The sequence below is a fragment of the Halopseudomonas sabulinigri genome (genome assembly GCF_900105255.1).
GTDB lineage: Bacteria > Pseudomonadota > Gammaproteobacteria > Pseudomonadales > Pseudomonadaceae > Halopseudomonas > Halopseudomonas sabulinigri.
Map to the genome: position 1 here is coordinate 3,452,642 of NZ_LT629763.1, position 26,924 is coordinate 3,479,565.

At 61.9% G+C, this 26,924-nt stretch carries 29 protein-coding genes; 17 read left to right on the forward strand and 12 right to left on the reverse strand.

Annotated elements, in window-relative coordinates; translation table 11 throughout:
• Window positions 1-3: 3 nt before the first annotated feature.
• From BLU26_RS15670 to BLU26_RS15680, 3 genes are all read right to left on the reverse strand, one after another.
• A complete protein-coding gene (locus tag BLU26_RS15670) occupies window positions 4-966 on the reverse strand; it encodes a YbgA family protein (RefSeq protein ID WP_092287791.1) in 963 nt (320 codons plus the stop codon).
• 128 nt (window positions 967-1,094) lie between these two features.
• Window positions 1,095-1,322, reverse strand: a complete 228-nt coding sequence (locus tag BLU26_RS15675; protein WP_092287792.1) for a TIGR02450 family Trp-rich protein — start codon at window positions 1,320-1,322, stop codon at window positions 1,095-1,097.
• Window positions 1,319-2,305 (reverse strand): NAD(P)/FAD-dependent oxidoreductase, encoded by a 987-nt coding sequence (locus BLU26_RS15680; RefSeq protein ID WP_092287793.1) that lies wholly within the window; start codon window positions 2,303-2,305, stop codon window positions 1,319-1,321. The genes BLU26_RS15675 and BLU26_RS15680 overlap by 4 nt, the downstream gene beginning before the upstream one ends.
• 190 nt (window positions 2,306-2,495) lie before the next feature.
• On the opposite strand from BLU26_RS15680, the gene BLU26_RS15685 reads away from it, so the two are divergent.
• Both BLU26_RS15685 and hemH read left to right on the forward strand, forming a co-directional pair.
• Window positions 2,496-3,395, forward strand: a complete 900-nt coding sequence (locus BLU26_RS15685; RefSeq protein WP_092288525.1) for a TIGR01777 family oxidoreductase — start codon at window positions 2,496-2,498, stop codon at window positions 3,393-3,395.
• Window positions 3,396-3,420: 25 nt separating this feature from the next.
• The gene (gene hemH, locus BLU26_RS15690; protein WP_092287794.1) at window positions 3,421-4,443 is read left to right on the forward strand and encodes a ferrochelatase; all 1,023 of its coding nucleotides are present in this window, start codon (window positions 3,421-3,423) and stop codon (window positions 4,441-4,443) included.
• 21 nt (window positions 4,444-4,464) lie between these two features.
• Here the strand turns inward: hemH and BLU26_RS15695 are convergent, their stop codons facing one another.
• A complete protein-coding gene (locus tag BLU26_RS15695; protein WP_092287795.1) occupies window positions 4,465-5,103 on the reverse strand; it encodes a LysE family transporter in 639 nt (212 codons plus the stop codon).
• 65 nt (window positions 5,104-5,168) lie between these two features.
• Here BLU26_RS15695 and BLU26_RS15700 point away from each other — a divergent pair, with 65 nt between their 5' ends.
• The 6 genes from BLU26_RS15700 to BLU26_RS15725 all read left to right on the forward strand — a co-directional run bounded on the left by BLU26_RS15700 (window position 5,169) and on the right by BLU26_RS15725 (window position 11,344).
• Complete coding sequence (locus BLU26_RS15700) at window positions 5,169-6,131, forward strand: 2-hydroxyacid dehydrogenase (protein ID WP_092287796.1); 963 nt, start codon at window positions 5,169-5,171, stop codon at window positions 6,129-6,131.
• 164 nt (window positions 6,132-6,295) lie between these two features.
• The gene (pilV, locus tag BLU26_RS15705) at window positions 6,296-6,772 is read left to right on the forward strand and encodes a type IV pilus modification protein PilV (protein ID WP_092287797.1); all 477 of its coding nucleotides are present in this window, start codon (window positions 6,296-6,298) and stop codon (window positions 6,770-6,772) included.
• Window positions 6,769-7,539, forward strand: a complete 771-nt coding sequence (locus BLU26_RS15710) for a prepilin-type N-terminal cleavage/methylation domain-containing protein (protein ID WP_092287798.1) — start codon at window positions 6,769-6,771, stop codon at window positions 7,537-7,539. The genes pilV and BLU26_RS15710 overlap by 4 nt, the downstream gene beginning before the upstream one ends.
• A 16-nt stretch (window positions 7,540-7,555) precedes the next feature.
• A complete protein-coding gene (locus BLU26_RS15715; RefSeq protein WP_157719381.1) occupies window positions 7,556-8,053 on the forward strand; it encodes a pilus assembly PilX family protein in 498 nt (165 codons plus the stop codon).
• On the forward strand, window positions 8,034-10,949 hold the full coding sequence (locus BLU26_RS15720) for a PilC/PilY family type IV pilus protein (protein ID WP_157719382.1): 2,916 nt from the start codon (window positions 8,034-8,036) through the stop codon (window positions 10,947-10,949). The genes BLU26_RS15715 and BLU26_RS15720 overlap by 20 nt, the downstream gene beginning before the upstream one ends.
• Window positions 10,946-11,344 (forward strand): type IV pilin protein, encoded by a 399-nt coding sequence (locus BLU26_RS15725; protein ID WP_197674498.1) that lies wholly within the window; start codon window positions 10,946-10,948, stop codon window positions 11,342-11,344. Before BLU26_RS15720 ends, BLU26_RS15725 begins: the two co-directional genes overlap by 4 nt.
• A gap of 6 nt (window positions 11,345-11,350) precedes the next feature.
• Here the strand turns inward: BLU26_RS15725 and BLU26_RS15730 are convergent, their stop codons facing one another.
• Together BLU26_RS15730 and upp are read right to left on the reverse strand one after the other, a co-directional pair.
• A complete protein-coding gene (locus tag BLU26_RS15730) occupies window positions 11,351-12,598 on the reverse strand; it encodes a uracil-xanthine permease family protein (RefSeq protein WP_092287801.1) in 1,248 nt (415 codons plus the stop codon).
• Window positions 12,598-13,239 carry a uracil phosphoribosyltransferase gene (gene upp, locus BLU26_RS15735; RefSeq protein WP_092287802.1) on the reverse strand — a complete coding sequence of 214 codons (642 nt, stop codon included), beginning with the start codon at window positions 13,237-13,239 and terminating at the stop codon, window positions 12,598-12,600. Before upp ends, BLU26_RS15730 begins: the two co-directional genes overlap by 1 nt.
• A 183-nt stretch (window positions 13,240-13,422) precedes the next feature.
• Here upp and BLU26_RS15740 point away from each other — a divergent pair, with 183 nt between their 5' ends.
• From BLU26_RS15740 to BLU26_RS15750, 3 genes are all read left to right on the forward strand, one after another.
• Window positions 13,423-13,980: a hypoxanthine-guanine phosphoribosyltransferase gene (locus tag BLU26_RS15740; protein WP_092287803.1), complete on the forward strand. Its 558-nt coding sequence runs from the start codon at window positions 13,423-13,425 to the stop codon at window positions 13,978-13,980.
• Window positions 13,981-13,984: 4 nt separating this feature from the next.
• The gene (locus BLU26_RS15745; RefSeq protein WP_092287804.1) at window positions 13,985-14,479 is read left to right on the forward strand and encodes a hypothetical protein; all 495 of its coding nucleotides are present in this window, start codon (window positions 13,985-13,987) and stop codon (window positions 14,477-14,479) included.
• A gap of 73 nt (window positions 14,480-14,552) precedes the next feature.
• On the forward strand, window positions 14,553-14,843 hold the full coding sequence (locus BLU26_RS15750) for a PA4642 family protein (protein WP_172830663.1): 291 nt from the start codon (window positions 14,553-14,555) through the stop codon (window positions 14,841-14,843).
• Between the two features lie 2 nt (window positions 14,844-14,845).
• On the opposite strand, the gene BLU26_RS15755 is transcribed toward BLU26_RS15750, so the two are convergent.
• Complete coding sequence (locus BLU26_RS15755; protein WP_092287806.1) at window positions 14,846-15,073, reverse strand: hypothetical protein; 228 nt, start codon at window positions 15,071-15,073, stop codon at window positions 14,846-14,848.
• 174 nt (window positions 15,074-15,247) lie between these two features.
• Between BLU26_RS15755 and BLU26_RS15760 the strand changes: the two genes are divergently transcribed.
• Window positions 15,248-15,832: a YajG family lipoprotein gene (locus tag BLU26_RS15760; RefSeq protein WP_092287807.1), complete on the forward strand. Its 585-nt coding sequence runs from the start codon at window positions 15,248-15,250 to the stop codon at window positions 15,830-15,832.
• 60 nt (window positions 15,833-15,892) lie between these two features.
• Here BLU26_RS15760 and BLU26_RS15765 read toward each other — a convergent pair whose 3' ends face one another.
• The 5 genes from BLU26_RS15765 to gatC all read right to left on the reverse strand — a co-directional run bounded on the left by BLU26_RS15765 (window position 15,893) and on the right by gatC (window position 21,924).
• Window positions 15,893-17,950, reverse strand: a complete 2,058-nt coding sequence (locus BLU26_RS15765; RefSeq protein ID WP_092287808.1) for a BCCT family transporter — start codon at window positions 17,948-17,950, stop codon at window positions 15,893-15,895.
• Between the two features lie 264 nt (window positions 17,951-18,214).
• Window positions 18,215-18,631, reverse strand: a complete 417-nt coding sequence (locus tag BLU26_RS15770) for a septal ring lytic transglycosylase RlpA family protein (protein WP_092287809.1) — start codon at window positions 18,629-18,631, stop codon at window positions 18,215-18,217.
• A 61-nt stretch (window positions 18,632-18,692) separates the two neighbouring features.
• Complete coding sequence (gene gatB, locus BLU26_RS15775; protein WP_092287810.1) at window positions 18,693-20,141, reverse strand: Asp-tRNA(Asn)/Glu-tRNA(Gln) amidotransferase subunit GatB; 1,449 nt, start codon at window positions 20,139-20,141, stop codon at window positions 18,693-18,695.
• Window positions 20,142-20,155: 14 nt separating this feature from the next.
• Window positions 20,156-21,607: an Asp-tRNA(Asn)/Glu-tRNA(Gln) amidotransferase subunit GatA gene (gene gatA, locus BLU26_RS15780; RefSeq protein ID WP_092287811.1), complete on the reverse strand. Its 1,452-nt coding sequence runs from the start codon at window positions 21,605-21,607 to the stop codon at window positions 20,156-20,158.
• A 29-nt stretch (window positions 21,608-21,636) separates the two neighbouring features.
• Window positions 21,637-21,924 carry an Asp-tRNA(Asn)/Glu-tRNA(Gln) amidotransferase subunit GatC gene (gene gatC / locus BLU26_RS15785; protein ID WP_092287812.1) on the reverse strand — a complete coding sequence of 96 codons (288 nt, stop codon included), beginning with the start codon at window positions 21,922-21,924 and terminating at the stop codon, window positions 21,637-21,639.
• Between the two features lie 319 nt (window positions 21,925-22,243).
• On the opposite strand from gatC, the gene mreB reads away from it, so the two are divergent.
• The 5 genes from mreB (at window position 22,244) to rng (ending at window position 26,917) form a co-directional block, all read left to right on the forward strand.
• A complete protein-coding gene (gene mreB, locus BLU26_RS15790) occupies window positions 22,244-23,284 on the forward strand; it encodes a rod shape-determining protein MreB (RefSeq protein ID WP_092287813.1) in 1,041 nt (346 codons plus the stop codon).
• Between the two features lie 140 nt (window positions 23,285-23,424).
• Window positions 23,425-24,354: a rod shape-determining protein MreC gene (gene mreC / locus BLU26_RS15795; RefSeq protein ID WP_231702077.1), complete on the forward strand. Its 930-nt coding sequence runs from the start codon at window positions 23,425-23,427 to the stop codon at window positions 24,352-24,354.
• Entirely contained in the window at window positions 24,344-24,817 is a 474-nt protein-coding gene (gene mreD, locus BLU26_RS15800; RefSeq protein WP_092287815.1) for a rod shape-determining protein MreD, read from the forward strand. Before mreC ends, mreD begins: the two co-directional genes overlap by 11 nt.
• Entirely contained in the window at window positions 24,807-25,397 is a 591-nt protein-coding gene (locus tag BLU26_RS15805) for a Maf family protein (protein WP_231701964.1), read from the forward strand. Before mreD ends, BLU26_RS15805 begins: the two co-directional genes overlap by 11 nt.
• 62 nt (window positions 25,398-25,459) lie before the next feature.
• Window positions 25,460-26,917, forward strand: a complete 1,458-nt coding sequence (rng, locus tag BLU26_RS15810) for a ribonuclease G (protein ID WP_092287817.1) — start codon at window positions 25,460-25,462, stop codon at window positions 26,915-26,917.
• Window positions 26,918-26,924: the final 7 nt, after the last annotated feature.

Consider the following 26,924-nt stretch of genomic DNA (forward strand, 5'->3'; position numbering starts at 1 on the left):
GGCCTATATGGCGTTGCGCAGGCTGAGCTCAGCCGGATGGGGTTGCAGATAGGCCTGCTCTACCAGATAACCGTCAGGATGGTTGAGCAGATGGTGTTTGAGCAGCGTTATGGGTACGACCAAGGGGATAGTGCCGCGCCGATAGTCGTCAATCAGCGCGCTGAGCTCCTGCTTTTCCTGCGGCTTGAGTACATGCTTGAAGTGACCGGCCAGGTGCTGCAACGCATTACTGTGCCCACCTCGCTGCGCGGGCGTTTTCAGACACTGCATCAAACGTGCGAAATAGGCTGTCGCGGTTGCCTGCAGGTCCTGTTGGCGCAGGTTGGCGAGCATTGGCCCCAGCTCGCGGTACAGGCCCTGGTGATGCGCCATCGCCAGATATTTATGGCGCGCATGGAAACGCAGCAACGCGGCGGCGGACAGGCCGTCGCGCTGCAACGCCTGCCATTGTGCGTAGACGATGACGCGAGTAACAAAGTTTTCGCATAGCACCGGGTCGTGCAGGCGGCCTTCCTCCTCCACCGGCAGCAGGGGATTTCGCGCCATTAGACGAGCGGCAAAGGCGCCGCTGCCGGTAGCATCCGCTGGGTGGCCGTTGTCGCGGTAAACCTTGACTCGTTCCATGCCACAGCTGGGAGATTTCTGCATCAAAATAAAACCGCACAGCTGCGGATTGGCCTGGCTGACCTGCTCGGCGTAGTGCTGTAGCGGCAAGGTGACATCCACGCGGGTGTCCTTGGTGCCGACCACGCTGGGGGCTTTGGGGTCGCCAACCAGACGGATGGGCGCGCGGGGCGTACTCATGCCGATAGCGACCTCGGGACAGAAGGGGGTCAGTTCAAACAGGCTGCCCAGTTGCTCGGTACACAGACGCGAATGCTTGTGGCTGGCATTGAAACGCACAGGCGCGCCGGTGAGGCACTGACTGATGCCGACGGGAATGCGTTGTGGGATATCTGCCTGCATGCTGCACCTCTGCCTGTCGCCGAGGGCGGTGTACCTTGGGTGCATGTACCCTGGTTATACGCCGCCTTATTCGTTGTACAAGAATAAGTGTACAGCAGCAAAGTATTTGTACAAGTGTGTTGCTGATTTTATTTCCAGCCCTGCAACCACTGGCTGCGATCGCGCAGCACCTGCCAGTCCAAGTGCCGGCAGGCACCCGTGAGTACGGCCTGCAGTTCTATGCCGAGCAGGGTGCTTTGGTCTTCACTCCAGTGACAGGCTGTCACCATGAAGTGCTTCTCGCGGCGTTGCGGCTGTACCGCCGTCCATTTGGAATGCAACAGCTTGCGTGGGTTGAAAGGATTGTGCGCTTTCATGCGGTCTCGAGCAGAGCCTTGGCGGCGTGCTGGCCACTTAGCCAGGCGGCTTCCAGTCGGCCGCCAAGGCACCAGTCGCCGCAGACGTACACGCCTTGGGCGGGGGCTGCGAGTGCACCCCAATCACTGAGCGCGGCGGGTCGGGCGTACAGCCAGCGGTGTGCGTGCTGGAAAGTCGGTGCCGGTAGCGGCGCGCCTACGACGGCTTGCAGGGCGCTGAGGAGCTCCTCGACAACGGCGTGTGGCTCGCTCTCCAGGTGTGCGGCTGCCCAGCTAGGGGTGGACTGCAGTACCCAGGTTTCTGCACTGCCACGGTTGGGCTTGCTGGCGTCGCGAGCTATCCAGTCGAGTGGACCTTGGCGCACGAACACAGCGTCGAGTGGCAGCTCCAGCGGGGCGCTGAAGCCCAGCGCTACTGCCCAGCCTGGCTCCATCTCACTGCGTGCGGCGGGGTCTGCCAGCGCAGCGATGTCGTTGATCAGCGGTAACGCCTGAGCTGGCGGAATCGCGACTATGACGCGGTCAAACGGGCCGTATTGCTCGTCTGCGCTGTCGCGCAGTTGCCATTGCTGGTCAATACGCTGCAGTTGCTCGATGCGGGTGCTGCTGTGTAACGGCAGATTACCCAGCAGGCCGCGGCTGAGAGCGGTCATACGCGGGCTGCCGACAAAGCGCTGCTGCTGATCGAGCGAGGCTGCAAGACCCTGCTCGTCATAGCGAAACAGCCGTGGTTGCCACTCGGCGACCCAGCCTTCGGCGCGCCATTGGGCAACCGCGGCGACAAAATCCGCATCGCGTGCGGTGAAATACTGGGTGCCCATATCGAAGGTGCCGAGGTCGGTGCGCTTGCTGCTCATGCGGCCGCCGCTGCCCCGGCTCTTGTCGAACAGCGTCACCTGCAGGCCGGCTTGTTGCAATCGGGTGGCGGCACTGAGTCCGGACATGCCGGCGCCAATGATGGCAACGCTGGGGGCTTGGCTCATGGTAATCCTTGATCACGTTCGGTTAAGGAAGTGTGAAAAATTATACATAAAATTGGTTTTGTATAAGATACCCTGTTGGTCCACCGCAGCAAAGCCTGATTTCGTTGCCTGGCGCAGCGCAGAGCGCTGGCTTGATAGCCAGGCGCATCGGTGCTTTATTGATTTGCTGCAGCAACCACAGGGGATGGTTATGAACATACTGCTTACCGGTGGCACCGGATTGATCGGCCGTGCGCTCTGTCGGCGGCTGTTGGCCGAGGGGCACAGCCTGAGCGTCTGGAGTCGTCGCCCGGACGAGGTGCCCGCGCTCTGCGGCGCGCAGGTACGCGGCGTGGCCGAATTGAGCCAGCTTGATGGTGAGCACTTTGATGCCGTGGTGAATCTGGCCGGTGCTCCAGTGGCGGACCGACCCTGGACAGAGAAACGCAAAGCGGTGCTCTGGGCCAGCCGGGTGTCGTTGACCGAGCAGCTGGTGCAGTGGCTGGGCGAGCAAGCACGCAAACCCCAGGTCATGGTCAGTGGCTCGGCCGTGGGCTGGTATGGCGATGGCGGCAGCGAGCCGATTACCGAGCAAAGCCCGGCGAAAAAGGAATATACCCATACCCTGTGCGACGCCTGGGAGGCTGCGGCAAAACGGGTCACTGCCTACGGTGTGCGTTTGTGTATCATGCGCACCGGGTTGGTGGTTGCTGCTGAAGGCGGCTTTCTGGCGCGGCTCAAGCCACCGTTCAAGCTGGGGCTCGGCGGCCCTATCGGCAGCGGTGAGCAGTATATGCCCTGGGTGCACCTGGACGATGTCGTGAGCCTGATCCTCTGGATGTTGCAGACGCCGGAGTGCCGCGGTGCCTATAACGCCAGCGCGCCTCATCCGGTCAGTAATCGCGAGTTTGCGCGGGAGCTGGGTCGCGCATTGGGTCGCCCCGCGGTGCTGCCGCTGCCGGGATTTGTGCTCAAACTGGCGCTGGGCGAAATGTCCCGCCTGTTGTTGACCGGGCAGCGTGCCCTGCCGGCCAAGGCCCAGGCCGAAGGCTTCAATTTCAGCTATCAGCGTGTTGAAGCAGCGCTGGCGGCGGCGGTAAAAGCAAACTGAATCATTGCAAGGGTGGGAGTGTTCGATGTCGGAGCGGGGTGTGTTGGTGGTCAATCTGGGTTCGCCCAGAAGTACTGAAGTGGGCGACGTGCGCCGCTATCTGAATCAGTTTTTGATGGACCCGTACGTGGTGGATTTGCCCTGGCCGTTGCGCCGCTTGCTGGTCGGGCTGATTCTGCTGACCCGGCCGAAGGCCTCGGCGCATGCCTACGCATCTATCTGGTGGGAGCAGGGCTCGCCGCTGGTGGTGATTACTCGCCGCGTGCAGCAGGCTTTGCAGGCACGCCTGAAAATGCCGGTCGAGATGGCCATGCGCTACGGTGAACCCTCGATTGAGCAGGGGCTGCTCAAGCTGGCCGCCGAACCGGGTGTGCGCGAGGTGCTGTTCATGCCGCAGTACCCGCAATTTGCCGACAGCACTGTTACTACGTCAATCGCTGAAGCCAAGCGCGTGATTGCGGCGCATGGCCTGCAGATCAAGTTGAATGTACTGCCGCCCTTTTATGATCGCAGTGACTACCTCGACGCCCTGGCGCAGACGACCCGGCCGCACCTTGAGCAGGGTTTTGACTTCTTGCTGATGAGCTATCACGGCCTGCCGGAGCGGCATCTGCGCAAGGCCGACCCGACCGCTGGCCACTGTCTGTCGTCACCCGATTGCTGCAGCCGCCCCTCGCCGGCGCATGCCACTTGCTACCGCGCGCAGTGCAGCTATGTGAGCCAGGCGCTGGCGCAGCGCCTGGGCCTGCGTGATGACCAGTGGTCGCAGTCGTTCCAGTCGCGCCTGGGGCGTGACAAATGGATTGAGCCCTATACCGAGGCACGGCTGGATGAATTGGCAGCGCAGGGTGTCAAACGCTTGCTGGTCGTCTGCCCGGCCTTTGTGACCGATTGCATCGAGACGCTGGAAGAGATCGGCGACCGCGCGCGGGAACAGTTCATTGCTGCCGGCGGTGAAGAACTGGTGCTGGTGCCCTGTCTGAACGAAGATGCACACTGGGTTGATGTGCTGCAGCGCTGGAGTGAGGAGACGCCAGCGCTGGCTTGAGTACCTAAGGTGCTGCGCGGCTTAGCCGCGCTTGAACCATTGTGACAGGGCCAGGTGCAGGCCAAGTCCGATCAATACCGTCCCCATCAAGCGATCAAACCAGTGCCCCAAGCGATTGAAGCCACGGCGCACTGCCGGGCGGCTGAACAGCAGCGCCACCAGACAGAACCAGGCGCCGGTGGCTACCGCCAGATAGACGCCATAGGCGGCCTGAATCGGTAGCGGTGTGTCATGGCTGATCACGACGGTAAACAGCGACAAGAAGAACAGCGTCGCCTTGGGGTTCAGACCGTTGGTAATAAAGCCCTGCAGCAGGGCCTGACGGGCGGTCATCGCCGGCGCTGGCGTTTGTTGTTCGGCTGGGGTGGCCGGCTGCGGCTTGGCCTGTAACGCACGGATGCCTATATACAGCAGATAGGCGGCGGCCACCAGTTTCATCAGATTGAACAGCCAGACTGACTGCGACACAATCAGACCAATGCCCAGCAGCGAATAGGCCACGTGCACAAAGATGCCGCCGCCAACGCCTACTGCGGTTAACAGTCCGGTGCGGCTACCGCTGCTGACGCTGTTGCGAATCACCACGGCAAAGTCCGGACCTGGGCTGACAACCGCCAGCAAGTGGACCAGCGCTACCAGCATGAATTCATTCCAATACATTTCAGGCCTCCTCTGTGAGCAGGCATTTTAGCCGCAGCGTCGGCGCACTGACAGGTACAGCCAACATGCAGAATACCCCCACCATTGTTTTTCTTGATCAATCCACCCTGGATCAGGGCGATTTAGACATGCAACCGCTCAGCTCGCTGGGTGCTCGGTATAGCAGCCACGCGGTAACTGAACCGGCGCAGCGCATCGAGCGTATGCAGGGTTTTGAGGTGGTGGTGACCAACAAGGTAATGATTGACGCCGAGGTGATGGACGCCTGCCCAGAGCTCAAGCTGATCCTGCTCAGCGCCACCGGTACCAATAATGTTGACCTCAAGGCAGCGGCGGAGCGCGGTATCGCCGTCTGCAATTGTCAGGGCTACGGCACGCCGGCAGTCGCGCAGCACACCTTGATGTGCATGCTGGTGCTGATCACCCGCTTTGAGTCCTACCGCGCTGCCGTTCGGGATGGGGCCTGGCAGCGCAGCGAGCAGTTCTGTCTGCTGGATTACCCGATTGGTGAGCTGGCCGGGCGCACCCTGGGCATCCTCGGCTATGGCGAATTGGGTCAGGCGGTGGCGCGCCTGGCTGAAGCCTTTGGCATGCGTGTACTGGTTGGCGCCTTGCCGGGCCGCGAGCGGGATGACCGGCCGGGCCTGACGGCCCTGCTTGAGCAGATTGACGTGCTCAGCTTGCACTGCCCATTGACTGAACATACGCGCGATCTGATCGGTGCAGAACAACTGGCCAGCATGCGCGAGGGTAGCCTGCTGATCAATGCTGGCCGTGGCGGCCTGGTCAATGAGCAGGCGCTGGCCGACAGCCTGCGCGCGGGTCACCTGGGCGGCGCGGCTTGCGATGTGCTGACCACCGAGCCGCCGCGTGACGGTAACCCGTTACTTGATCCTCAGATCCCCAACCTGATCATCACCCCGCACAGCGCCTGGGGAAGCCGCGAGGCGCGCCAACGCATCGTCGGGCAGTTGGCGGAGAATCTGCAGGCCTTTATTCAGGGGCAAGCGCTGCGCCGCGTGAACTGAACAGCGGCGGGGCGAATGTCGAGGGTTGCGGATGTTGCGCCCGGCTCTCACCCAAACGGGTGGGGAGGGTGGCGATTCACAACGCTAGGCTAGTGCCAGTCAATGGATGACCACTGCCGAGGTTCAGCTGTCCCGGCCTGATTCCCGGAGCTGGACAGCTGAACATGCCGTTTTTTATATCTCCTCCGCTGGCCGCTGCGCGCGGCTTTTCTCTGCTTGAGGTGCTGGTCGCGGTGCTGGTGCTGGCGCTCGGTATTCTCGGTGCCGCCTCGCTGCAACTCAGTGCCCTGCGCTATCACAGCGGCTCACTGCACGCGACCCACGCCAGCCTGCTGGCGCAGGACATGCTGGAGCGTCTGCGCGCCAATCCCGAGCAAATAGCCTTCTACGCTATGACGGTTGACGCTGACTGCGAGCAGGCCGCCGCGCACCAGTTGACTGTCTCCGCTGACAGTGTGTTGGCGCAGGACAAACTCGACTTCACCCGTGCGGTTACCTGCGAGCTGCCAGCTGGCCGTGCCCGCTTGTCGCTGCATAACGGCATGGCAAGCCTGCACTTGCAGTGGTCGGAAGCCCGCCAGTTTGTCGGCGCAGCGGATGCCGAGCTGCGGGTCACCGCCTTGCTTGGGGCGCAACCATGAGCGCAAAACCTGTAAGCGGCTTCAGCCTGGTCGAGCTGCTGATCGCCATGGCGTTGGGCTTGATGCTGACGCTCGGTGTGCTGCAGGTGTTTCTCGCCAGCAAGGACAGCTTTGTTCTGCAACAGCGCTCGGCGGCAATGCAGGAGAACGCGCGTTTTCTACTCGGACGGCTGGCTCAGGATATCCGCCTGGCCGGCCAGTTTGGTTGTCTTGACCTGCAGCGTTTGCCGCCAGCGGTGCGCTCAATCCTGCCGGCAGCGTTGAGCAACCCCATCACCTACCAGCAGCATGTGCTGCGGCTGATTACCGCCGTGCCGGTGGCGGCGACGCCGCCCGCGGCTGAGGTCAGTGCGCAGGATTATGGCGCGCGCTGGCTACTGGTCAGCAATTGCCTTGATCGGCTGGAGGTAGGCGAGGGCGACACGCTGCTGGCGCCGCAGCCGGGTGATCTGCTGATCCCGCTGCGGCTACTGGAATACCGTCAAAGGGATCAGCGTGTGCAGGTGCGCAGCAATGGCAAGGGCAACTTCGAAACCTTGATTGAGGGGGTGGCGGATTTCAGTTTGAGCTTCGGTATGGCCGCCGATCCGCTGTCCGCCGCAGTTGGCGGTACCTACCGCGATGTTATTGGCGGTGCAGAAATGGGGCGCGTGCGCAGCGTGCGGATGGCGCTGCTGCTCAGCGAGCGCCCCACCGTCAAAACCCAGGACGAGCTGCAACAGCAGCGCTATGTGCAGGTTACCGCGGTCCGTAACAGTCTCGATTGAAACAGGGAGGTTTGGCATGAGCAGCAGTAATACTCAGCGCGGTGCGGCGCTGATGGTCAGTCTGGTGTTTTTATTGTTGCTCTCGCTGGCGGCATTGGCGGGAGTACGTTCGGCGACCAGCCAGGAGCGCATGGTCGCCAATCTGCAACAGCGCAATCTTGGTTTTCAGGCCGCTGAAGCCGGTGTGCGCTGGGTAGAACGGCAATTGCGGCAGAACGCCATGCGCTTGCCGGCCAGTCGCTGTGAGCATGCGCCCTGCGATGCCGGAAGCTTGTCCGCGCAGGACGCCAACGCCTATGCCGCCAGTTGGCAGGCCTTGCCAGACGCCGCGCGCGACAGCTTGCAGACCGGTGACGTGCAACTCTGGTATCGCCTTGAGCGGATCGGCACCAGCTCCATACCAGTGCGTGTTGTCGTCAGCTCGCCGAGTACCCTGTATCGGGTTTCGGTACTCAGCCAGAGTGGCAACAGCCGCACGGTATTGGAGGCGACCTATGCGCATACACGCCTCTAAAGCCTACCCTTCAAGCTGGCTGGCACTCTTGGCGGGGCTTTCTTTGGTCGGCAGCGCGCAGGCCTTCACGCCCTTGAGCGGGCCTATCGCTGCGGCCGCAACGGCGCCCGCCAACGTGGTACTGGTGCTGGACAACTCGTCCAGCATGGTGATGAACCAGGTTGGCGAAGAAACCCGGTTGGCAGTGGCGCGGCGCACGGCGCGCGAGGTCATGGCGGAGCATAGGCACTTGCGTTTTGGCCTGTTCGCCTTCCGTGCCAGCGAAGGTCAGGGTGATCAGAATCGGGACGCGCCTGGCGGCGAACTGCTGGTGCCGGTCGCTGGCATCGACGCCGATACCGCGGCAGGCCAGCAGCATCTGGCGCGGCTGCACAGCGCCATGAATGCCCTGGCGCCGGCAGCAGGGGATGACCGTGACGCCTGGACCTGGACGCCACTGGCGGAAACCTACTACGAGCTAACCCGCTATCTGCGCGGCATGCGCGCCTTCTATCCGCAATCGCTGGGCGAGTTTGAGCGCGAGGCTTTCAGCAGCCCAATCGAGTATCGTTGTCAGCGCAATGCCGCTTTGCTGCTGACCGACGGCTTGCCGACGTATGACCGCGAGTTTCCTGCCAGCCTGGCGCAGGAGCCGGACGGTCGCCGCCGCGGCGAAAGCAGCGGCTTCCATCTGCCCGATTGGGATCAAAACTCGGCCAACGATCTGGACGGCGGTGACGCTATGGCCGAAGGCAGCAGTTTCTATCTGGATGACATGGCGGCGTTCGGTTACCAGATTGACCTTCGCCCGGCCGCCGCGGGGGCGGACGCTGCCGGCCAGAGTTGGGATGACCCTGCTTTTGTGCGGCAACGGCTGCAGACGTTCATTGTGGGGTTTGAGCTGGATGATTCACGCCTGCGCGCTGCAGCGCTCGCGGGTGGCGGCCAGTACGCGTCGGTCAGTGATGCAGCGGCCCTGCGTGGGGCCATGAACAAGGCCCTGGTGGATATTGCTACCACCCCGGGCTCCGGCGGCGGGGCGGCGATCGCCGACAGTCTGCTGCAACCCGGCGGTAGTCGCTATTACCAGATCCGCTATGATCCGGCCGACTGGAGCGGTAGCCTGAGTGCGCATGTGCTGAACGCGCAAGGGCTGCCAGCGCGCCAGCTCTGGACTACCGACAACACGCTGGCGCTCGGGCAGGCCGCCGGCCAGCAGCAAACCTGGCGGGCCGCTGAAAACGGCCTTGGGGGCCGAGCGGTAACGCTGGATGGCAGAACCCTCAGTCAGCTGTCGACCGCGCAGCAATCGGCGCTGAGCGCTGCTGCTGCGGACGCCGGACTGATCGAGCCGGGCGCGGGTCAGCAGCTGCTCGACTGGGCGCGCGGGCAGCGTCTCCCCGGCCTCAGACAACGGCGTCATCAGTTGGGCGACGTGCTCAATGCCTCGCCGGTGCTGCTCTCGGCGACTCCGCCGGCGACCACCCAAAGCGCCAGCTATGCCGCCTACCTGGCCAAGCGCCAGGCACTGCCTGAGCTTATTCTGTTGGGCGCCAACGATGGCTTTGTGCGCGCATTCAGTGGTCAGGGAGAACAGGTGTACGCCTACCTGCCAGCGACCCTGCAGCCTCGGCTGGGGCAATGGGCGCGATCCGATTATGGCCACGGCACGCGCCACCTGAGCGGTGCCGACGGGCGCATCGGCGTGGCCGATGTGGAGTTGCCTACGGGCTGGTCTACTCTGGCGGCGGGAGGTCTGGGGGCCGGTGGCAAGGCGCTGTTTGCCCTGCAGTTACTGCGGCCGGGCGCCTCTTACGCCGAGCCAGATTTACTCTGGGAGGTAAGCGCTGACCAGCCAGGTTGGGGTGATCTGGGCTATCTGTATGCCGAGCCGCAACTGGTGACGGTGGCCGGGCAGGCACTGTTGCTCACGGGCAACGGCTACGGCAGTGCGCGCGGCAACGCGGCATTGCTGGTGGTCGATGCCCTCACAGGGCAGCTGCTGCACCGCATTGTGGTTGGCGACCGTGCTGGCACCGCTGCACTCAACGGCTTGGCCGGGCTGACCCTGCAACAGGATGAGCAAGCTGGCCTGCAGGCGGGGTTTGCCGGCGACCAGCACGGTCAGCTATGGAAGTTCGATCTGAGTGACGCTGACTACCACAACTGGACTGTCGCCCATGCCGGTACCCCGTTGTTCACCGCTGCAGCAGGTCAGCCGATCAATGTGGCGCCGGTGTTGCACCCCAGTGCCCAGGGGAAGGCGGATCTGTTGTTGTTTGGCACCGGGCAGTTTCTGCAGCCAGCGGACCTTTCCGATACTCGCAGTCAGGCCTTCTATGCGGTGCTGGACGCGCCCAGCATACCCAGCGGCGGGCTGACGCCGGCGCACCTGCAGGCACAAAAGATCGTGCAGGAGCAGCCGGGCGAGGGTGATGCGCCCGCGGTACGTTTCTCCAGCGCCGAGCCGGTCGACTGGGCGCAACACTACGGTTGGCGGCTGACGCTACCGGGGCAAGGTGAGAAGGCGTACCGCGCGGCGCGCATCAAGGACTCGCGGGTACTGTTCAGTACCGGCTTTGTACTGGGCGAGGGCGCTGACCCCTGCGTCACCCGCAGCGGTGGCTGGCTGATGTCGTTAGCGCTGGATACCGGCGCCATGCTGCCCATCGCCACCCTGGACAGCAACGCCGATGGGCAGGTCAGTAAAGAGGATCAACCGGCTGCCGGGCTGCGGCTGGATATTGGTCTGCCCGGCGAGTTGCGCGTGCTGGATCTGCCGCCGGACGAAAGCAGCGAGGCGCAGAGCGACTGCAATCCCGAGCTGTACCTGGTGCAGGGTTCGGCGGGGCCGACTGCCGTGCAGGGGCAGGCACATTGCCTGTTCGAGCGAATACTCTGGCGTCAGCTGCTGTGAGTGCGCAACGTGGCTTCACTCTGATCGAACTACTGGTGGCGGTGGTGATTGTCGGCATACTCTCGGCCGTGGCGTACCCTTCCTATCTGGAGCATGTGCGCAAGGCGCACCGCGCCGAGGTGACCGGGTTGCTGTTGCAAAATGCCCACCGTCTGGAACGCCACTTTGCCCGTCAGGGCAACTACGCGGTGGGTACGGTGGAAGGCTTGCAGCAGCAGAGTCCAGCCAATGGCAGGGCGGTCTATCGGCTTAGTCTGACGCGCGACCGAGAGGTCTACGAGTTGCGTGCGGATGCGGTAGCGGGCGGTCCGATGGCGGAGGATGCCTGTGCCAGTTACAGCCTCAATCAGGTGGGGCAACGCACGCCAGCAGACAGTCGCTGCTGGCGCCGTTGACTAGGCTTACTCCGCCAGGCTGGCTTGCTCCCTGGCCTGCGGCAACAGCAGGTTGAGTACGATAGCGACCACGCCGCACAGGCTGATGCCCTGCAGGCTGAAGCTGTCATTGCCGATGACCATGCCGCCGATGCCGAACACCAAGGTGACCGAGACGATGCACAGGTTGCGCGCCTGCGACAGGTCAATCTGGTGGCGAATCAGCGTGTTCATGCCAACCACCGCAATGGAGCCGAACAGCAGGCAGAGAATGCCGCCCATTACCGGCACCGGCATGCCCAGCAATATCGCGCCAAACTTGTCTACGAAGGCCAGAGCGATGGCAAATACCGCCGCCCAGATCATCACGTTGGGGTTGAAGTTGCGGGTCAGCATCACCGCGCCGGTGACCTCTGAGTAAGTGGTATTCGGCGGGCCGCCAAACAGCGCAGCGGCTGAGGTGGCAATGCCGTCACCCAGTAGGGTGTTCTGCAGGCCGGGTTTTTTCAGGTAATCCTTGCCGGTCACCCCGCCAATCGCCAGCACGTCGCCGATGTGTTCAATTGCCGGTGCAATGGCCACCGGAATCATGAAAAGCACAGCGGCCAGTTTGAATTCGGGGGTAACAAACTGTGGTATCGCGAGCCAGGGCGCTGCGCCCACCGCGTCAAAGCTGACCACGCCGAGCAGCCACGACAGGCTGTAGCCCACCAATACGCCGGCCAGAATCGGCACCAGCCGGAAGATGCCCTTGGCAAACACCGCGACCACAATGGTGGTGACCAGTGCCGACATGGAAATGATCAACGCCAGGTTGCTGTCAACCAGTTGCGCGCTGCCGTCACCGGCCTTGCCCATCGCCATGTTGACAGCCACCGACGCCAGCCCCAGGCCGATCACCATGATGACCGGACCCACCACCACTGGAGGTAGCAGACGCTGGATAAAGCCGGGGCCACGCCAGCGAATCACCAGGCTCAGCAGGATATACACCAGGCCGGCTGCCAGCAGGCCGCCGAGCGTTGCGGGCAGCCCCCAGGTCTGATTGCTGTACAGAATGGGAGCGATGAAGGCGAAGCTGGAGGCCAGGAAGATGGGGATCTGGCGGCGGGTAGTGAATTGAAACAGCAGGGTGCCGATGCCCGCGGTAAAGAGCGCGACACTGGGATCCATACCGGTAATCAGTGGCATCAATACCAAGGCGCCGAAGGCGACGAACAACATCTGTGAACCGGCCAGCGCGGTGCGCCAGCCGTGGGTGTGAACGCCCTCCATCAGACGATATCCTTCTGCTTGGTGCCGAAGATCTTGTCACCGGCATCGCCCAGACCTGGGATGATGTAGCCGTGCTCGTTGAGGCGTTGATCGACCGAAGCGGTGTAAATCGCCACCTCGGGGTGCGCGGCGTTGACCCGCGCGATACCTTCGGGTGCGGCGACCAGCACCAGTGCGCGAATTTCGCGGGCACCGGCCTTTTTCAGCATGTCGATAGTCGCGACCATGGAGCCGCCGGTGGCCAGCATGGGGTCGATGATCAGCGCGGTACGCTGATTCAGTTCACCCACCAGTTTCTCCAGATAGGTGTCGGCTTCCAGGGTTTCTTCGTTGCGTGCCAAGCCAATGACGCTGACCTTGGCGCTGGGAATCAGACTGAGTACGCCGTCGAGCATGCCCAGGCCGGCGCGCAGGATAGGCACTACAGTGATCTTCTTGCCGCTCAGCTTCTCGACCTCGACGTCGCCGCACCAGCCTTGAATCGTGTGCGGCTCGACCAGCATGTCCTGCGTGGCCTCGTAGGTCAGCAGCGCGGCAACTTCCTGCGCCAGCTCACGAAAATTCTTGGTGCTGATATCGTCGCGGCGCATCAGGCCGAGTTTGTGGCGAATCAGGGGGTGACGTATCTCTTTGACATTCATTGCTGGCTCTCTCGTGCAGGCGGGCGCGGAAAAATACTGCTATAGCCTAAACCAATGTGATCAGGCGGTCATCTTCCGGAAACCTCCGTTATACTTGCGCATCAGACGCAACATCAGTATTTTGCGCTCCCTTCAATTTCATCCCACTGTGATTCAGCATTCATTTATTCCCGGAGGTTCTGCATGTCGGCAGATCTGCAACACATCAAACAGGTCATGGCCGAGGCAGATTGCCTGTTCAGCGAGGCAGAGGTCGAGGCGGCGCTGGATAACATGGCTGGCGCCATCTGTACCGAGCTGGCAAACAGCAACCCGATTGTTTACAGCGTCATGAACGGCGGCCTGATCATTACTGGCAAGCTGTTGCCCAAGCTGCCCTTCCCGATGGAAGTGAGCTATCTGCATGCCACTCGCTACCGTAACAAGTTGTCCGGCGGCGAGCTGTTCTGGAAAGCGCGCGCCGAGCACTCACTGGTGGGACGCACGGTGTTGATCGTCGATGACATTCTGGATGAAGGGCACACCCTGGCGGCGATTGTCGAGTATTGCCGCGATGCGGGCGCCGAGAAGGTATTCACCGCGGTGTTGCTCGACAAACAGCACGATCGCAAGGCGTATGCCGGCATGCGCGCCGACTTTACCGGGCTGGACGTCGAAGACCGTTACATCTTCGGCTATGGGCTGGATTACAAGGGTTATTGGCGCAATGCCGCGGGTATCTTTGCGCTCAAGGGGCACTGAGCTGATGCGGGCCGCCTTGCTGTCAGGCCTGGGGCTAAGTCTCTTGCTGGCCGGTCTGCCGGCATTAGCCGCGTCCGTGACCTTGCCGCACGACGACGCCATGCCGGTCGACCTGTACAACCAGCGGCAAGACAAGCCCGAGCAGGTGCTGTTCGAGATACAGGAGTACCGCGTCGTCGTCGCGTCTGAGCAGCGCCCGGGTGCCGCTGCCGGCAGCACGCAGGCCAACGGCTTTCTGCTATTGCAGGGCCGCACCTTGCTGCCCGGCAGCCCGGTGCAGCGCGCCGAGGTGCGGTTTGTTGCCAGCGGCGCTGCATTGCCGCCGGCGCGGCTGGATGCTCGCCGTCAAACCCTGATGCTGGTCTATCCCGAGAGCTTGTTGCCGGTGCTGTTGCAACAGCTCAACAGTCCGGGTGCGGAGTACGTACAGGCGCGCTTTTATGGCAACGGTCTGGTCTGGGGCGACATCCATTCTGCACCGCAAACGCCGCAGCCCTGACACAGCAGCGCTGGTGAGCGCCCGCGAGGCTGGTTACAATGCCGGCTTTTCAGCCTGCCGATGAGGGATATTCATGCGTAAAGATAAAGAAAAGGTGATTGGCGAGCCGATGACCGACGAGCAGGTCGCGGTGTTTCTGCAGGCCCGCCCCTATACCGATGAATCGGCCGACCAGCACGTACTGATCCGCGCCTATCGCGGCTTGCGCGTTGAGGATTTCGAGCGCTTTCTGGTGATGTTCAAGGCGGCAGGGTTCGATCTCAATGCGACCGATGCCCAGGGCAACACCTTCTTGCAGACAGTCAAGACGCACGCCCAAGGTGAAGACTACGTCGCCGTCCTGGAAGCGGCTGGCGCGCGCTGAGTTCAGGCGTGCTGCAAGCGCCAGCTGCGCTGATGGCGCGGCTGTGGCGCAACCACGGCGTGCGCGGGCAGCGGGCGACCAATCCAGCGCGGGTCCAGTTCATGGACGCGTACCCAGTTTCCGCTTGCCGGGGGCTGGTCCAACTCCCACAGGGCCACGCAATGGCCGCGCAGATCGAGTTGGGCAAAGTATTGGCGTTGACGGCGTTTGAACAGATCCAGCGCAAACATGGCGTGATCCTCCGCAGGGGGTATGTGCCGGCAGTCTAGGCCAGCGCTGTTGCAGCTTGATGACAGCCTTTTCGTCGCTGTTTTGCCGCGCGGAACCGGCGTATGCTGCGCCTGTCGAAGGTTGCAAGTGGCTTTCCAATTCCCTTTTTTAATGAACGGCAGGAGTCAGGCGTTATGCTCAAGCGTGCAGGTATCTTCATGTTGGCCCTGGTGGCCGTCGGTCTGGTGGGGTGTGCCCACAGCCCCCAACAACTCAATGTGCAGCCGCAGATCAACAAACCGCTTAATCCAGTGGCGCGCCAGCAGCCGGTAGTGGTCACGGTGCAGGATGTGCGTCAGTCCAAGATCCTGGGTACCCGCGGCGGTATTTATCCCGACTCCAGCAACATCACCATCAGCGACAGCACCATCAACGCGGTGCGTCAGCAGGTTGAGCAGGGTGTGCGTCAGTTGGGTTTCAATGTAGTACCGGAAGGCACCCAGAATGCCAACCGTCTGACCGTGGGCCTCAGCGAGCTGACCTACACCTCGCCCAAAGGCAGCAGCTACGTCACCCAGGCGGACATCAGTGCCACCTTTACTGCCGAGGCGCGCAATATGAACAAGAACTATCAGGGTCGTTATGGCTCTTCCTTGCAACAGCGCTTTGGCTATGCGCCCAACCAGGCAACCAATACCAAGATGGTTACCGAGGTAATGAGCGATGCCCTGACCCGGGTTTTTCAGGATCAGCAGTTGCTGCAGATTCTGCAGCAGTAAGGCTTTAGCAGGGCACAAAAAAACCAGCCAAGCGGCTGGTTTTTTTGTGCCTGAGATATATCAGCTGGCCGGCGTTGGCGGTTCGCCCTGCAGCATTTCATCGTGCTCTGCCATGTTCCAGGGCAGCACGCCGGGTGAGATGTGCAGGAAGTGCAGGTACTTCTCGAAGTGGTCGAGGATGTCACCGATGATTTCCTGCTCATCGTAGCCGTACACATCGTAGGTCTGGCCACCGCGGCGCAGAAAGACTTCAGCGCGGTAGTAGTGTTGCTCCTCGTCATCTTCGCGTTGCATTTGCGCGTAGGCAAAGCTGGGGCGGGTGTATTCACGCAGGCGCACTTCGTAGATGAAGTCCAATTCCCCGGGCTTGACGATTTCCACATAGGCACGCCCGTGCTCGGTATCCAGTTTCGCCTCGGCAGGCCAACCTTGCTCCACCAGATTCTGGCTGAGGCGCTGCATGCCGGGCAGCACAGTCTTGTCGATAAAGCCTTCCACATCCGCCCGGTTGGGGAAGTTGACGATACCGGCCAGGCGTTTCTTCCAGTTGGCTGCGAGGCTGTCTTCGCTGTAGCGGCTGACCTGCATGTGATGCAGCAGACTGACATCGCGGTGGCCTTCGATCACCAATGCGCGCCACATTCCGAGCATGGCGATGATCATGATGATGGCAAAGGGCAGGGCGGTGACGATGGTCATGGTTTGCAGTGCGCTGAGACCGCCAGCGATAAGCAGTACTGCGGCTACCACGCCTTCCAGAATCGCCCAGAACGCACGCTGCCAGGCCGGTGTGGCCATCAGGCCGCCCGAGGCGAGGGAGTCGATTACCAGCGAGCCGGAGTCTGATGAGGTGACGAAGAAGGTGACAATCAGAATCACCGTGATGAAGGAAACGATGGAGGTCAGTGGCAAGTGTTCGAACAGCTTGAACAGGGCGATCGCCTTGTCCGCCTGTACCTCGGTAATCAGCGCGCTATAGCCCTCGTTCATGATCAGGTGCAGCGCGGTGTCGCCGAAGATGGAAAACCACAGGAAGGTGAAGATCGTGGGCACCAGCATCACGCCGAAGACGAATTGGCGAATGGTGCGACCGCGGCTGATCTTGGCAATGAACAGGCCGACAAAGGGCGCCCAGGCGATGGTCCAGCCAAAGATGAACAGTGTCCAGTTGCCGATCCAGTCGCTGTGCGTGTACGCCTGCAGGTTGAAGGTGCGCTCAACGATGTTGTTCAGGTAGCTGCCGGTGTTCTGCAAAAAGGCCTCAAGAATGAAAATCGAGGGGCCCACCAGAAACACGAACAGCATCAGCGCTACGGCCAGCACCATGTTCAGGATCGACAGGTTCTTCACCCCCTTGTCGAGCCCGGCCACGACCGAGATCAGCGCCAGACTGGTGACTACCGCAATGGCAATTACCTGCACGGTGCTACCGACCGGAATGCTCGGCCAGAGGTAGTTCAACCCGGCGTTGATCTGCGCTACCGACAGCCCCAGGGTAGTGGCGATGCCGAACAGGGTGCCGAGAATGGCCACCACATCGACCGTATGGCCGATCGGGCCATGAATCTTCTCACCGATCAGCGGGTAGAGCGCCGAGCGCATGGACAGTGGCAGCCCATGACGAAATGAAAAATAGGCCAGTACCAAACCGACCAGGCCGTAGATGGCCCAGATGTGAAAGCCCCAGTGGAAAAAGGCGATCTGCATGGCCTGCTTGGCGGCGTCCAGGGTTTCCGGTGTGCCTGCGGGCGGGCTGGCAAAATGGGTGACCGGCTCGGCGACGCCGAAGAACAGCAGGGCGATGCCGTAGCCAGCCGAAAACAGCATGGCAAACCAGGCCGGGAAGCTGTACTGCGGCGCGGCGTGATCTGGCCCCAGCTTGATGTTGCCCCAACCGCTGCAGGCGACGATGACGATAAAGAGTAAAAAGCTGGCGACTGCCAGCATGTAGAACCAGCCGAAGGTTTCGGTGATATAGGCAAGCGTGGCAGAGAACAGGTTGCCGGCGAGTTCGGGGTTGCTGATGGTGCCGATCACCAGCAGCAGGGTGACGATGACGGCAGGGGCGAAGACCGGGACCAGAATGGTGGCTCTCCAACCGGTTTTGGCTTCTGTCATGAATAGCTCCTTGTTGTAGGTTCAGGCCGCCGGTATGCCGTTGGCGGCCGATTCGGCTGACGCCGTTGTTGCTTCCAGTATAGTGATGAGCTGGGTTTCACCAGGTTTGAGACAACGGGTTGAGCGGTTTTGCTCGATAATGATCGACGATTGCCGTGGGTCGGCTGTTGATCGAAGGTGTCTGGTATTGCGGTTGCTTGGGCGAATGGGATCGCAGAGAGGCGGTGCGGGAGACAAGCTGACAGCGTCAGCCCGGTGGTGCGGTCAGTTGTCGGCGTCGGCCTCTTCCTCGAAGTGCTCGACTCGTACGCGCACGCTGCCGGCGCGAATCATGCCGAGTTGCTCTGCCGCCACCTGCGATACATCGATGATGCGATGGCCAACAAAGGGGCCTCGGTCGTTGATCCGCAGCACCACGCTGCGATCGTTGTATAGATTGGTGACCTTCACCAGGGTGCCGAAGGGCAATGTGGGATGGGCAGCAGTCAGTGCTGTTTCGTCATAAGGCTCGCCGCTGGCGGTGCGTCGGCCATGCAGCCGGGAGGAATAGTAGGAAGCCTTGCCAACCTGGGTCCATTGCTCGCCGTCCTGGCTTTGCAGATGATCGGCGTAAGCAAAGGCGGGTCCGCCGCTCAGCGACAGTAACAGCAGTGTGGCTATACAAAGCGCTGCGTGGCGCATCGCGGGTTCCTCGGTTGGCGACGGGAAAAGAGCGTTTGTGACCCTGTTCCCGTCGTTCGGTTCAGCTCTCGAGCTTCTTGCGCAGCAATTCATTTACCTGCTGCGGATTGGCCTTGCCCTTGGACGCTTTCATTGCCTGGCCGACAAAGAAGCCGAACATCTTGCCGCGCTTGGCTTCTTCGGCTGCACGATACTGCTCAACCTGCTCGGCATTGGCCGCCAGGACTTCATCCAGCATAGCCTCAATGGCGCCACTGTCAGTCACCTGTTTCAGGCCCTTGCTTTCAATTACGGCATCAGCGCTGTCGCCTTCGCCGTTGGCCAGGGCCTCGAACACCATCTTGGCGATCTTGCCGGAGATGGTGTTGTCCTTGATGCGCTGGATCATGCCACCCAGTTGCACCGCGCTGACCGGTGATTGCTCGATGCCGAGATCGGCCTTGTTGAGCAGGCTGGACAGCTCGCCCATCACCCAGTTGGCCGCCAGCTTGGCATCACCGCACACCGCCTGCACCTCTTCAAAGTAGTCTGCCAGTTCGCGGCTGGCCGAGAGAACGCTGGCGTCGTAGGTAGAAAGGCCAAACTGGCTCTCGAAGCGCTCGCGTTTTTGCTGCGGCAACTCCGGCAGCTCGCCCCGGACTTCTTCGATGAAGGATGGCTCGATGACCACTGGCAGCAGGTCAGGGCAGGGGAAGTAACGGTAGTCGTTGGCTTCTTCCTTGCTGCGCATGGAGCGGGTTTCGTCCTTGTTCGGGTCATACAGGCGGGTTTCCTGCACCACCTTGCCGCCGTCTTCGATCAGCTCGATCTGGCGCTGTACTTCGGTGTTGATCGCCTTCTCGATAAAACGGAACGAGTTGACGTTCTTGATCTCGCAGCGCGTGCCGAACTCGGTCTGGCCCTTGGGGCGGACCGAGACGTTGCAGTCGCAGCGCAGCGAGCCTTCGGCCATGTTACCGTCGCAAATGCCCAGATAGCGCACCAGCGAGTGAATGGTCTTGGCGTAGGCTACCGCTTCCTTGGCGCTGCGCATATCGGGCTCGGAAACGATCTCCAGCAGCGGCGTGCCGGCGCGGTTCAGGTCGATGCCACTCATGCCCTGAAAGTCTTCGTGCAGGCTCTTGCCGGCGTCTTCTTCCAGGTGCGCGCGGGTGACGCCAACGCGCTTGACCGTGCCGTCTTCCAAGGTGATATCAAGGTAACCCTTGCCCACCACCGGGTGGTCCATCTGGCTGGTCTGGTAGCCCTTGGGCAGGTCGGGGTAGAAGTAGTTCTTGCGTGCGAACACGTTGGTCATGCCGATCTCGGCATCAATCGCCAGACCGAACTTGACCGCCTTGCGCACGGCCTGGGCGTTGAGCACCGGCAGTGTGCCGGGCATGCCCAGGTCGATCAGGCTGGCCTGGGTGTTGGGCTCGGCGCCGAAGGTGGTGGCGCTGCCGGAGAAGATCTTCGACGCGGTGGTGAGCTGGGCATGAATTTCCAGCCCGATGACGATTTCCCATTGCATAACTGTCAATCCTCTCAGTAGCCGGCCGGGGCGCGTTGATGCCAATCAGTGACCTGCTGGTACTGATGCGCGATGTTGAGCAGGCGAGCTTCGCTGAAATAGGGCCCCAGCAGTTGCATGCCCAGCGGCAGACCATTGGCAAACCCGGCGGGCAGGGCGACGCCCGGTACCCCGGCGAGGTTGGCGGTAATGGTGTAGATATCGGTCAGGTAGAGGCTGACCGGATCGTCGATCTTTTCACCGATCTTGAACGCCGGGGTCGGCGAGGTGGGGCAGAGAATGACATCAACCTGCTCATAGGCGGCCACGAAGTCATTCTTGATCAGGCGGCGAATCTTCTGCGCCTGCAGATAATAGGCATCGTAATAGCCGGCCGATAGCGCATAGGCACCAACCATGATGCGGCGCTTCACTTCGGCACCAAAGCCTTCGCCGCGCGAGCGCTTGTACAGATCGGTCAGGTCCGCCGGATCATTGCAACGGTAGCCAAAGCGCACGCCATCAAAGCGTGACAGGTTGGAGGAGGCTTCCGCCGGGGCGATCACGTAGTAGGCCGGAATCGCCAGTTCGGCGTTCGGCAGGCTGATTTCCTTGACCTCGGCGCCCAGCGCCTGGAATTGCTTGACCGCGGCGTCGATAGCGTCCGCGGTAGCGGCGTCCAAGCCGCCGGCGAAGTATTCCTTCGGCAGGCCGATGCGCAGGCCCTTGAGCGAGTTGTTCAGGCTGGCGCTGTAGTTGTCGACCGGCTGGTCAACGCTGGTGGAGTCCTTGTCGTCAAAGCCGGCCATGACCTGCAGCATCAGAGCGCAATCTTCGGCGGTGCGGGCCATCGGGCCGCCCTGGTCAAGGCTGGAGGCGTAGGCGATCATGCCCCAGCGCGAGACGCGCCCATAGGTCGGCTTGAGCCCGGTCAGGGCAGTGAAGCCGGCCGGCTGACGGATCGAGCCGCCGGTGTCGGTGCCGGTAGCGCCAGCGCAGAGGCGTGCGGCGACCGCAGCAGCAGAACCACCGGAGGAGCCCCCGGGTACGCGCTCGGTATCCCAGGGGTTGCGGGTAGGCCCGTAAAAGCTGGATTCGGTGGAGGAGCCCATGGCGAACTCGTCCAGGTTGGTCTTACCGAGGCTGACCGCGCCGGCGTCGATGAAGCGCTGGGTGACAGTCGACTCGTAGGGAGCAACAAAGTTGTCGAGCATCTTTGAGCCGCAACTGGTGCGCAGACCCTGGGTGCAGAAGAGATCCTTGTGCGCCAAGGGGATGCCGGTCAGGGCGTCGGCCTTGCCCGCGGCGATGCGCTCATCTGCGGCTTTCGCCTGGGCCAGCGCCAGCTCTGGCGAGACGGTGATATAGCTGTTCAGTTCAGCGTCGAATTGTTCGATGCGCTTGAGGTAGTGCTGGGTCAGCTCGACGCTGGACAGGGTCTTGCTCTGCAGGGCCTGGGACAGTTCGGCCAGGGTTTTCTCGTGCATGGGGTAATCTCTTGTCGTGGCGCGGCGAATTATTCGATGACCTTGGGAACCAGATACAGGCCCGATTCGGTGGCGGGTGCGATGGCCTGAAAGGCCGCGTGCTGGTCATGTTCGGTAACAACGTCAGCGCGCAGGCGCTGCGTGGTTTCCAGCGGGTGAGCCAGGGGAGTAACGCCGCTGGTATCGACAGCCTGCATCTGATCAATCAGGCCGAGAATGCCCGACAGCTTGGCTGTGGTTGCAGGTATTTCCTCGTCATTGAGGGCGATACGTGCAAGATGAGCGATCTTTTCCACATCTGTGCGGTCAAAGGACATCGTGTAGAGCTCCATTAAGCCGGTGTTGAGTCGGAGGGTAGGCCGGGGGCGTTGACGCTGGAGCGGCCCTCAGTCGGAATTCCGGACAAAGGCGCGAATTTACCACAGTCGCGCCTTGCCCAAAAACCCCGCCGTTGTTAGAGTTGCGACACTTTCTGAAGTACCGACAGAAGTAGCGATCAGTTCCCTGTTTGACCCGGTTTGATGGGCCATCCATCAAGGCCTTTTGCCGCTATTGGGGTTTCGGCGGCGCCGCGGCAGGCAACTTATCAGTGCTTCCCATAACTTAACCCACGCGTCCTCGGGGTATATTCAACGCATGTTCAAAAAAATTCGTGGCATGTTTTCCAGTGATTTGTCCATCGACCTGGGCACTGCCAACACGCTTATTTACGTTCGGGATCGCGGTATTGTACTGGACGAACCCTCCGTTGTGGCGATTCGTACCACCGCCGGTAATCAGAAAAGCGTGGTCGCTGTCGGTACCGACGCCAAACGCATGCTGGGACGTACGCCCGGCAATATTCAGGCTATTCGCCCGATGAAGGACGGCGTCATCGCTGACTTCAGCGTTTGCGAAAAGATGCTGCAGTACTTTATCAACAAGGTGCATGAAAACAGCTTCATCCAGCCCAGCCCCCGCGTACTCATCTGCGTGCCTTGCAAGTCGACCCAGGTTGAACGCCGCGCGATCCGTGAATCGGCACTGGGTGCTGGCGCCCGTGAGGTGTACCTGATCGAAGAGCCGATGGCGGCTGCCATCGGTGCCGGTCTGCCGGTAGAAGAGGCCCGCGGCTCAATGGTCGTCGACATCGGTGGTGGTACCACTGAAATCGCGCTGATCTCGCTGAACGGCGTGGTCTATGCCGAATCCGTTCGGGTGGGCGGTGACCGCTTTGATGAAGCCATTGTGACCTACGTTCGCCGCAACTACGGCAGCCTGATCGGTGAGTCCACTGCCGAGCGCATCAAGCAGGAAATTGGTGTGGCTTTCCCGGGCGGCGAGACCCTGGAAGTGGACGTGCGCGGCCGCAACCTGGCCGAGGGCGTGCCACGTGCCTTTACGCTGAACTCCAATGAAGTGCTGGAGGCGCTGCAGGAGTCGCTGGCGACCATAGTGCAGGCGGTCAAGAGCGCGCTGGAGCAGTCGCCGCCAGAGCTGGCGTCGGACATTGCCGAGCGTGGCCTGATCCTCACCGGCGGCGGTGCCTTGCTGCGTGATCTGGACAAACTGCTGGCGCAGGAAACCGGTCTGCCGGTGATTGTCGCCGAAGAGCCGTTGACCTGTGTGGCCCGTGGTGGCGGCAAGGCACTGGAAATGATGGATCAGCACACCATGGATCTGCTGTCGACCGAGTGAGTCGCAGGCGGCGGGCGGGCTCAGCGTGCCGGGCTTTCCGGTATGGTCCGGCTTGCCGCTGATCGCATCAAGCTTGTGGCTGCGAGGAGCTTGCCATCAAACCGCTATTTATCAAGGGCCCGTCGCTGGGCGTGCGTCTGATCGTGCTGACGGTGTTGTCCATCGCCCTGATGGTGGTGGACGCTCGTTTTGACGCGCTCAAGCCCCTGCGTTCGCAGCTGGGCCTGTTTGTTTCCCCTCTGTATTACGCCGCCGAGCTGCCGGTACGTGGCTGGGATACGGTCACCGAACTGACCTCCAGTCGCGCCCAATTGATCGCCGACAACGAGCGCCTGCGCGCCGAGGCGCTGCTCACGCAGCGCAAGCTGCAGAAACTCGCCACCCTGACCGAGCAGAATGTGCGTCTGCGCGAATTGCTCAACTCCTCCTCGCTGGTGGATGAGCGGGTGCTGGTTGCTGAGCTTATTGGTGTTGACCCTAATCCCTTTACCCAACGCATCCTGATCGACAAGGGCGAGAACGATGGCGTGTTTCTGGGCCAACCGGTGCTGGATGCTACCGGTTTGATGGGGCAGGTGGTCGAAGTCCTGCCCTATTCCGCTCGCGTGCTAATGATTACCGATGCGTCCCACAGCCTGCCGGTGCAGGTCAATCGCAACGGCTTGCGCGCGATTGCCAGCGGCACCGGGCGCAATGAGTGGCTGGAATTGCGCTACGTGGGCGATACCGCTGACATCCGCGAGGGTGACATTGTGGTCAGTTCCGGCCTCGGCCAGCGGTTCCCGGCGGGTTATCCGGTGGGCCGCGTGCAATCGGTGGTCCGCCATCCGAGTCAGTCGTTTGCCGAAGTGCGCGTCGCGCCGTCGGCGCAGTTGAACCGCAGCCGTTATCTGTTGCTGGTGTTCAGCCCGGAAAGTGGCTATGGCGATGTGCTGCCGGCGCTGGATCTGTCGCCGGGCGCGCCAGAGGCCGAGGCCGCGCCAACCGCTGAGCCCGCTGCCACGACGCAGGCGGCTGCCGACGAGACCGCCCCAGCGGCAGATGCTGAGGAGGCCGATAATGCGCAGTAGCCTGGTCATTATCTTTACTTTGCTGGTCGCGCTGCTGCTCAGCGTGATGCCGATGCCCGAGCCGTTCAATCTCGGCCGGCCCATGTGGTTGGCGCTGGTGCTGGCCTATTGGGTGATGGCGCTGCCGCACCGGGTAGGGCTGCTGACCGCCTGGCTGGCCGGGCTGGTTAGCGATGTGCTGTTTGGACAGTTGTTTGGGCAGCACGCGTTGGTGATGACCCTGATAGTCTGGCAGCTGCTGTTGCTGCATCAACGTATTCGCCGCTTTCCGCTGTGGCAGCAAAGCCTGGTTATGCTGCCCGTCTTTGGTATCGCCCAGATGGTATTGCTGTGGCTCAACAGCTTGAGTGGCAATCGCCCGCCGACCCTGCTGTTTCTGTTGCCGGCGCTGGTTAGCGCTATCCTCTGGCCCTGGGTGCATACCCTGCTGCAGGGCATAAAGCGGCGGTTCCGTGTCATCTGAGGCGTGTTTGCTGCTGGCGTCGGCCTCGCCGCGGCGGCGTGAGCTGCTGGCGCAGATCGGTGTGCCGACGCAGCGCGTGCATTGTGAAGTTGACGAACAGGTCATGCCCAATGAGTTGCCGGCGGCCTACGTCGAGCGTGTTACCCGTGACAAGGTGCTGGCGGGGGTAGCGGCGTCACCTGTTGGCGCGGTGGTGCTGGCGGCTGATACCGCGGTGGTGCTCGATGAGCAGATACTGGGCAAGCCGCGCGATCGCGAGCACGCGGCGCAGATGCTGGCCGCGCTGTCTGATCGCGAACATCAGGTACTGACGGCGGTGGCGGTGGCCCGTGGCGAGCAGGTCGAGCTGCGGCTGGTTACCACGCAGGTGCGTTTTCGTTGCCTGAGCGCGGCCGAGATTGCTGCTTACTGGGCCAGCGGTGAGCCGGCAGACAAGGCCGGAGCCTACGGTATTCAGGGGCTGGGCGCGATCTTTGTGGCGCATATCAGCGGCAGCTACAGCGCAGTGGTCGGGCTGCCCTTGCTGGAAACGGCAGCATTACTCAAAGGATTTGGCATTTCCTGCTGGCAACCCTGCTAACGCAGCTGTCATGGGATCGGCAACACCGGTACTCTGGTGCCAAGACACGAATGGAAGAGCCCATGAGCGAAGAAATCCTGATCAATATCACTCCGATGGAAACCCGCGTAGCCCTGGTCGAGAACGGCGTGCTGCAGGAAGTGCACATCGAGCGCACCTTGCGTCGCGGTATCGTCGGCAATATCTACAAGGGCAAGGTGGTAAGGGTACTGCCGGGCATGCAGGCGGCCTTTGTGGATATCGGCCTGGAGCGGGCTGCCTTTATCCATGCCTCCGAGATTTCCGAGCGCGAAGGGGCTGCGGTGGAGCCCATCAGCGCGCTGGTGCATGAAGGCAAGGCACTGGTGGTACAGGTGACCAAGGATCCGATTGGCACCAAGGGCGCACGCCTGACGACCCACCTGTCGATCCCCTCGCGGTATCTGGTGTATATGCCGCGCACACCGCACGTGGGCATTTCGCTGAAGATCGAGGACGAGGCCGAGCGCGAGCGGCTCAAGCAGATTGTGGCTGACTGCGTCGAGCGGGAGAGTATCGAGGAGTCCGGTGGTTTCATTCTGCGCACGGCGGCAGAAAGTGCGCGCGCCGAGGACATCCTGGTGGATATTCGCTACGTGCGTCGCCTGTGGTTGCAGATCACCCAGCAGATGGGCTCGGCGCCAGCCCCTTCGGTGATCTATGAAGACCTGCCGTTGGCGCTGCGCACCCTGCGTGATCTGGCTAACCCGCGGTTGGAAAAGGTGCGCATCGACTCGCGCGAAACCTATCAGAAGGTCGAGCAGTTTGTGCAGGAGCTGATGCCCGGCGTTGAGGAGCTGCTGGAGCATTATCCGGGCGAGCGGCCGATTTTTGACCTCTACAGCGTGGAAGACGAGATCCAGAAAGCCATGGATCGCCGCGTCATGCTCAAATCCGGCGGCCACCTGGTGATCGATCAGACCGAGGCAATGACCACCATTGATGTGAATACCGGCGCCTTTGTCGGGCATCGCAACCTGGAAGAGACGATCTTCAAGACCAACCTTGAAGCCGCGACCGCGATTGCCCGGCAACTGCGGCTGCGCAACCTGGGTGGCATCATCATCATCGACTTCATCGACATGGAAGATGAAGAACACCAACGGCAGGTACAGCGTACCCTGGAGAAGCAGCTGGAGCGCGATCATGCCAAGACCAATATCATCGGTATCACCGAGTTGGGGCTGATCCAGATGACCCGCAAGCGCACGCGGGAGAGCCTCGAACAGGTGCTCTGCGAGCCCTGCCCGTGTTGCAATGGGCGCGGTATCCAGAAAACGCCGGAAACCATCTGCTACGAGATATTCCGCGAGATCCTGCGCGAAGCGCGCGCTTATCAGGCGGGCGCCTACATGGTGCTCGGCTCGCAGGCGGTGATCGACCGCCTGCTGGACGAGGAGTCAGGTAACGTCGCTGATCTGGAGCTGTTCATCGAGCGCCCGATCAAGTTCCAGGTGGAAACCATGTACACCCAGGAACAGTACGACGTGGTGCTGATGTGATGAGCTG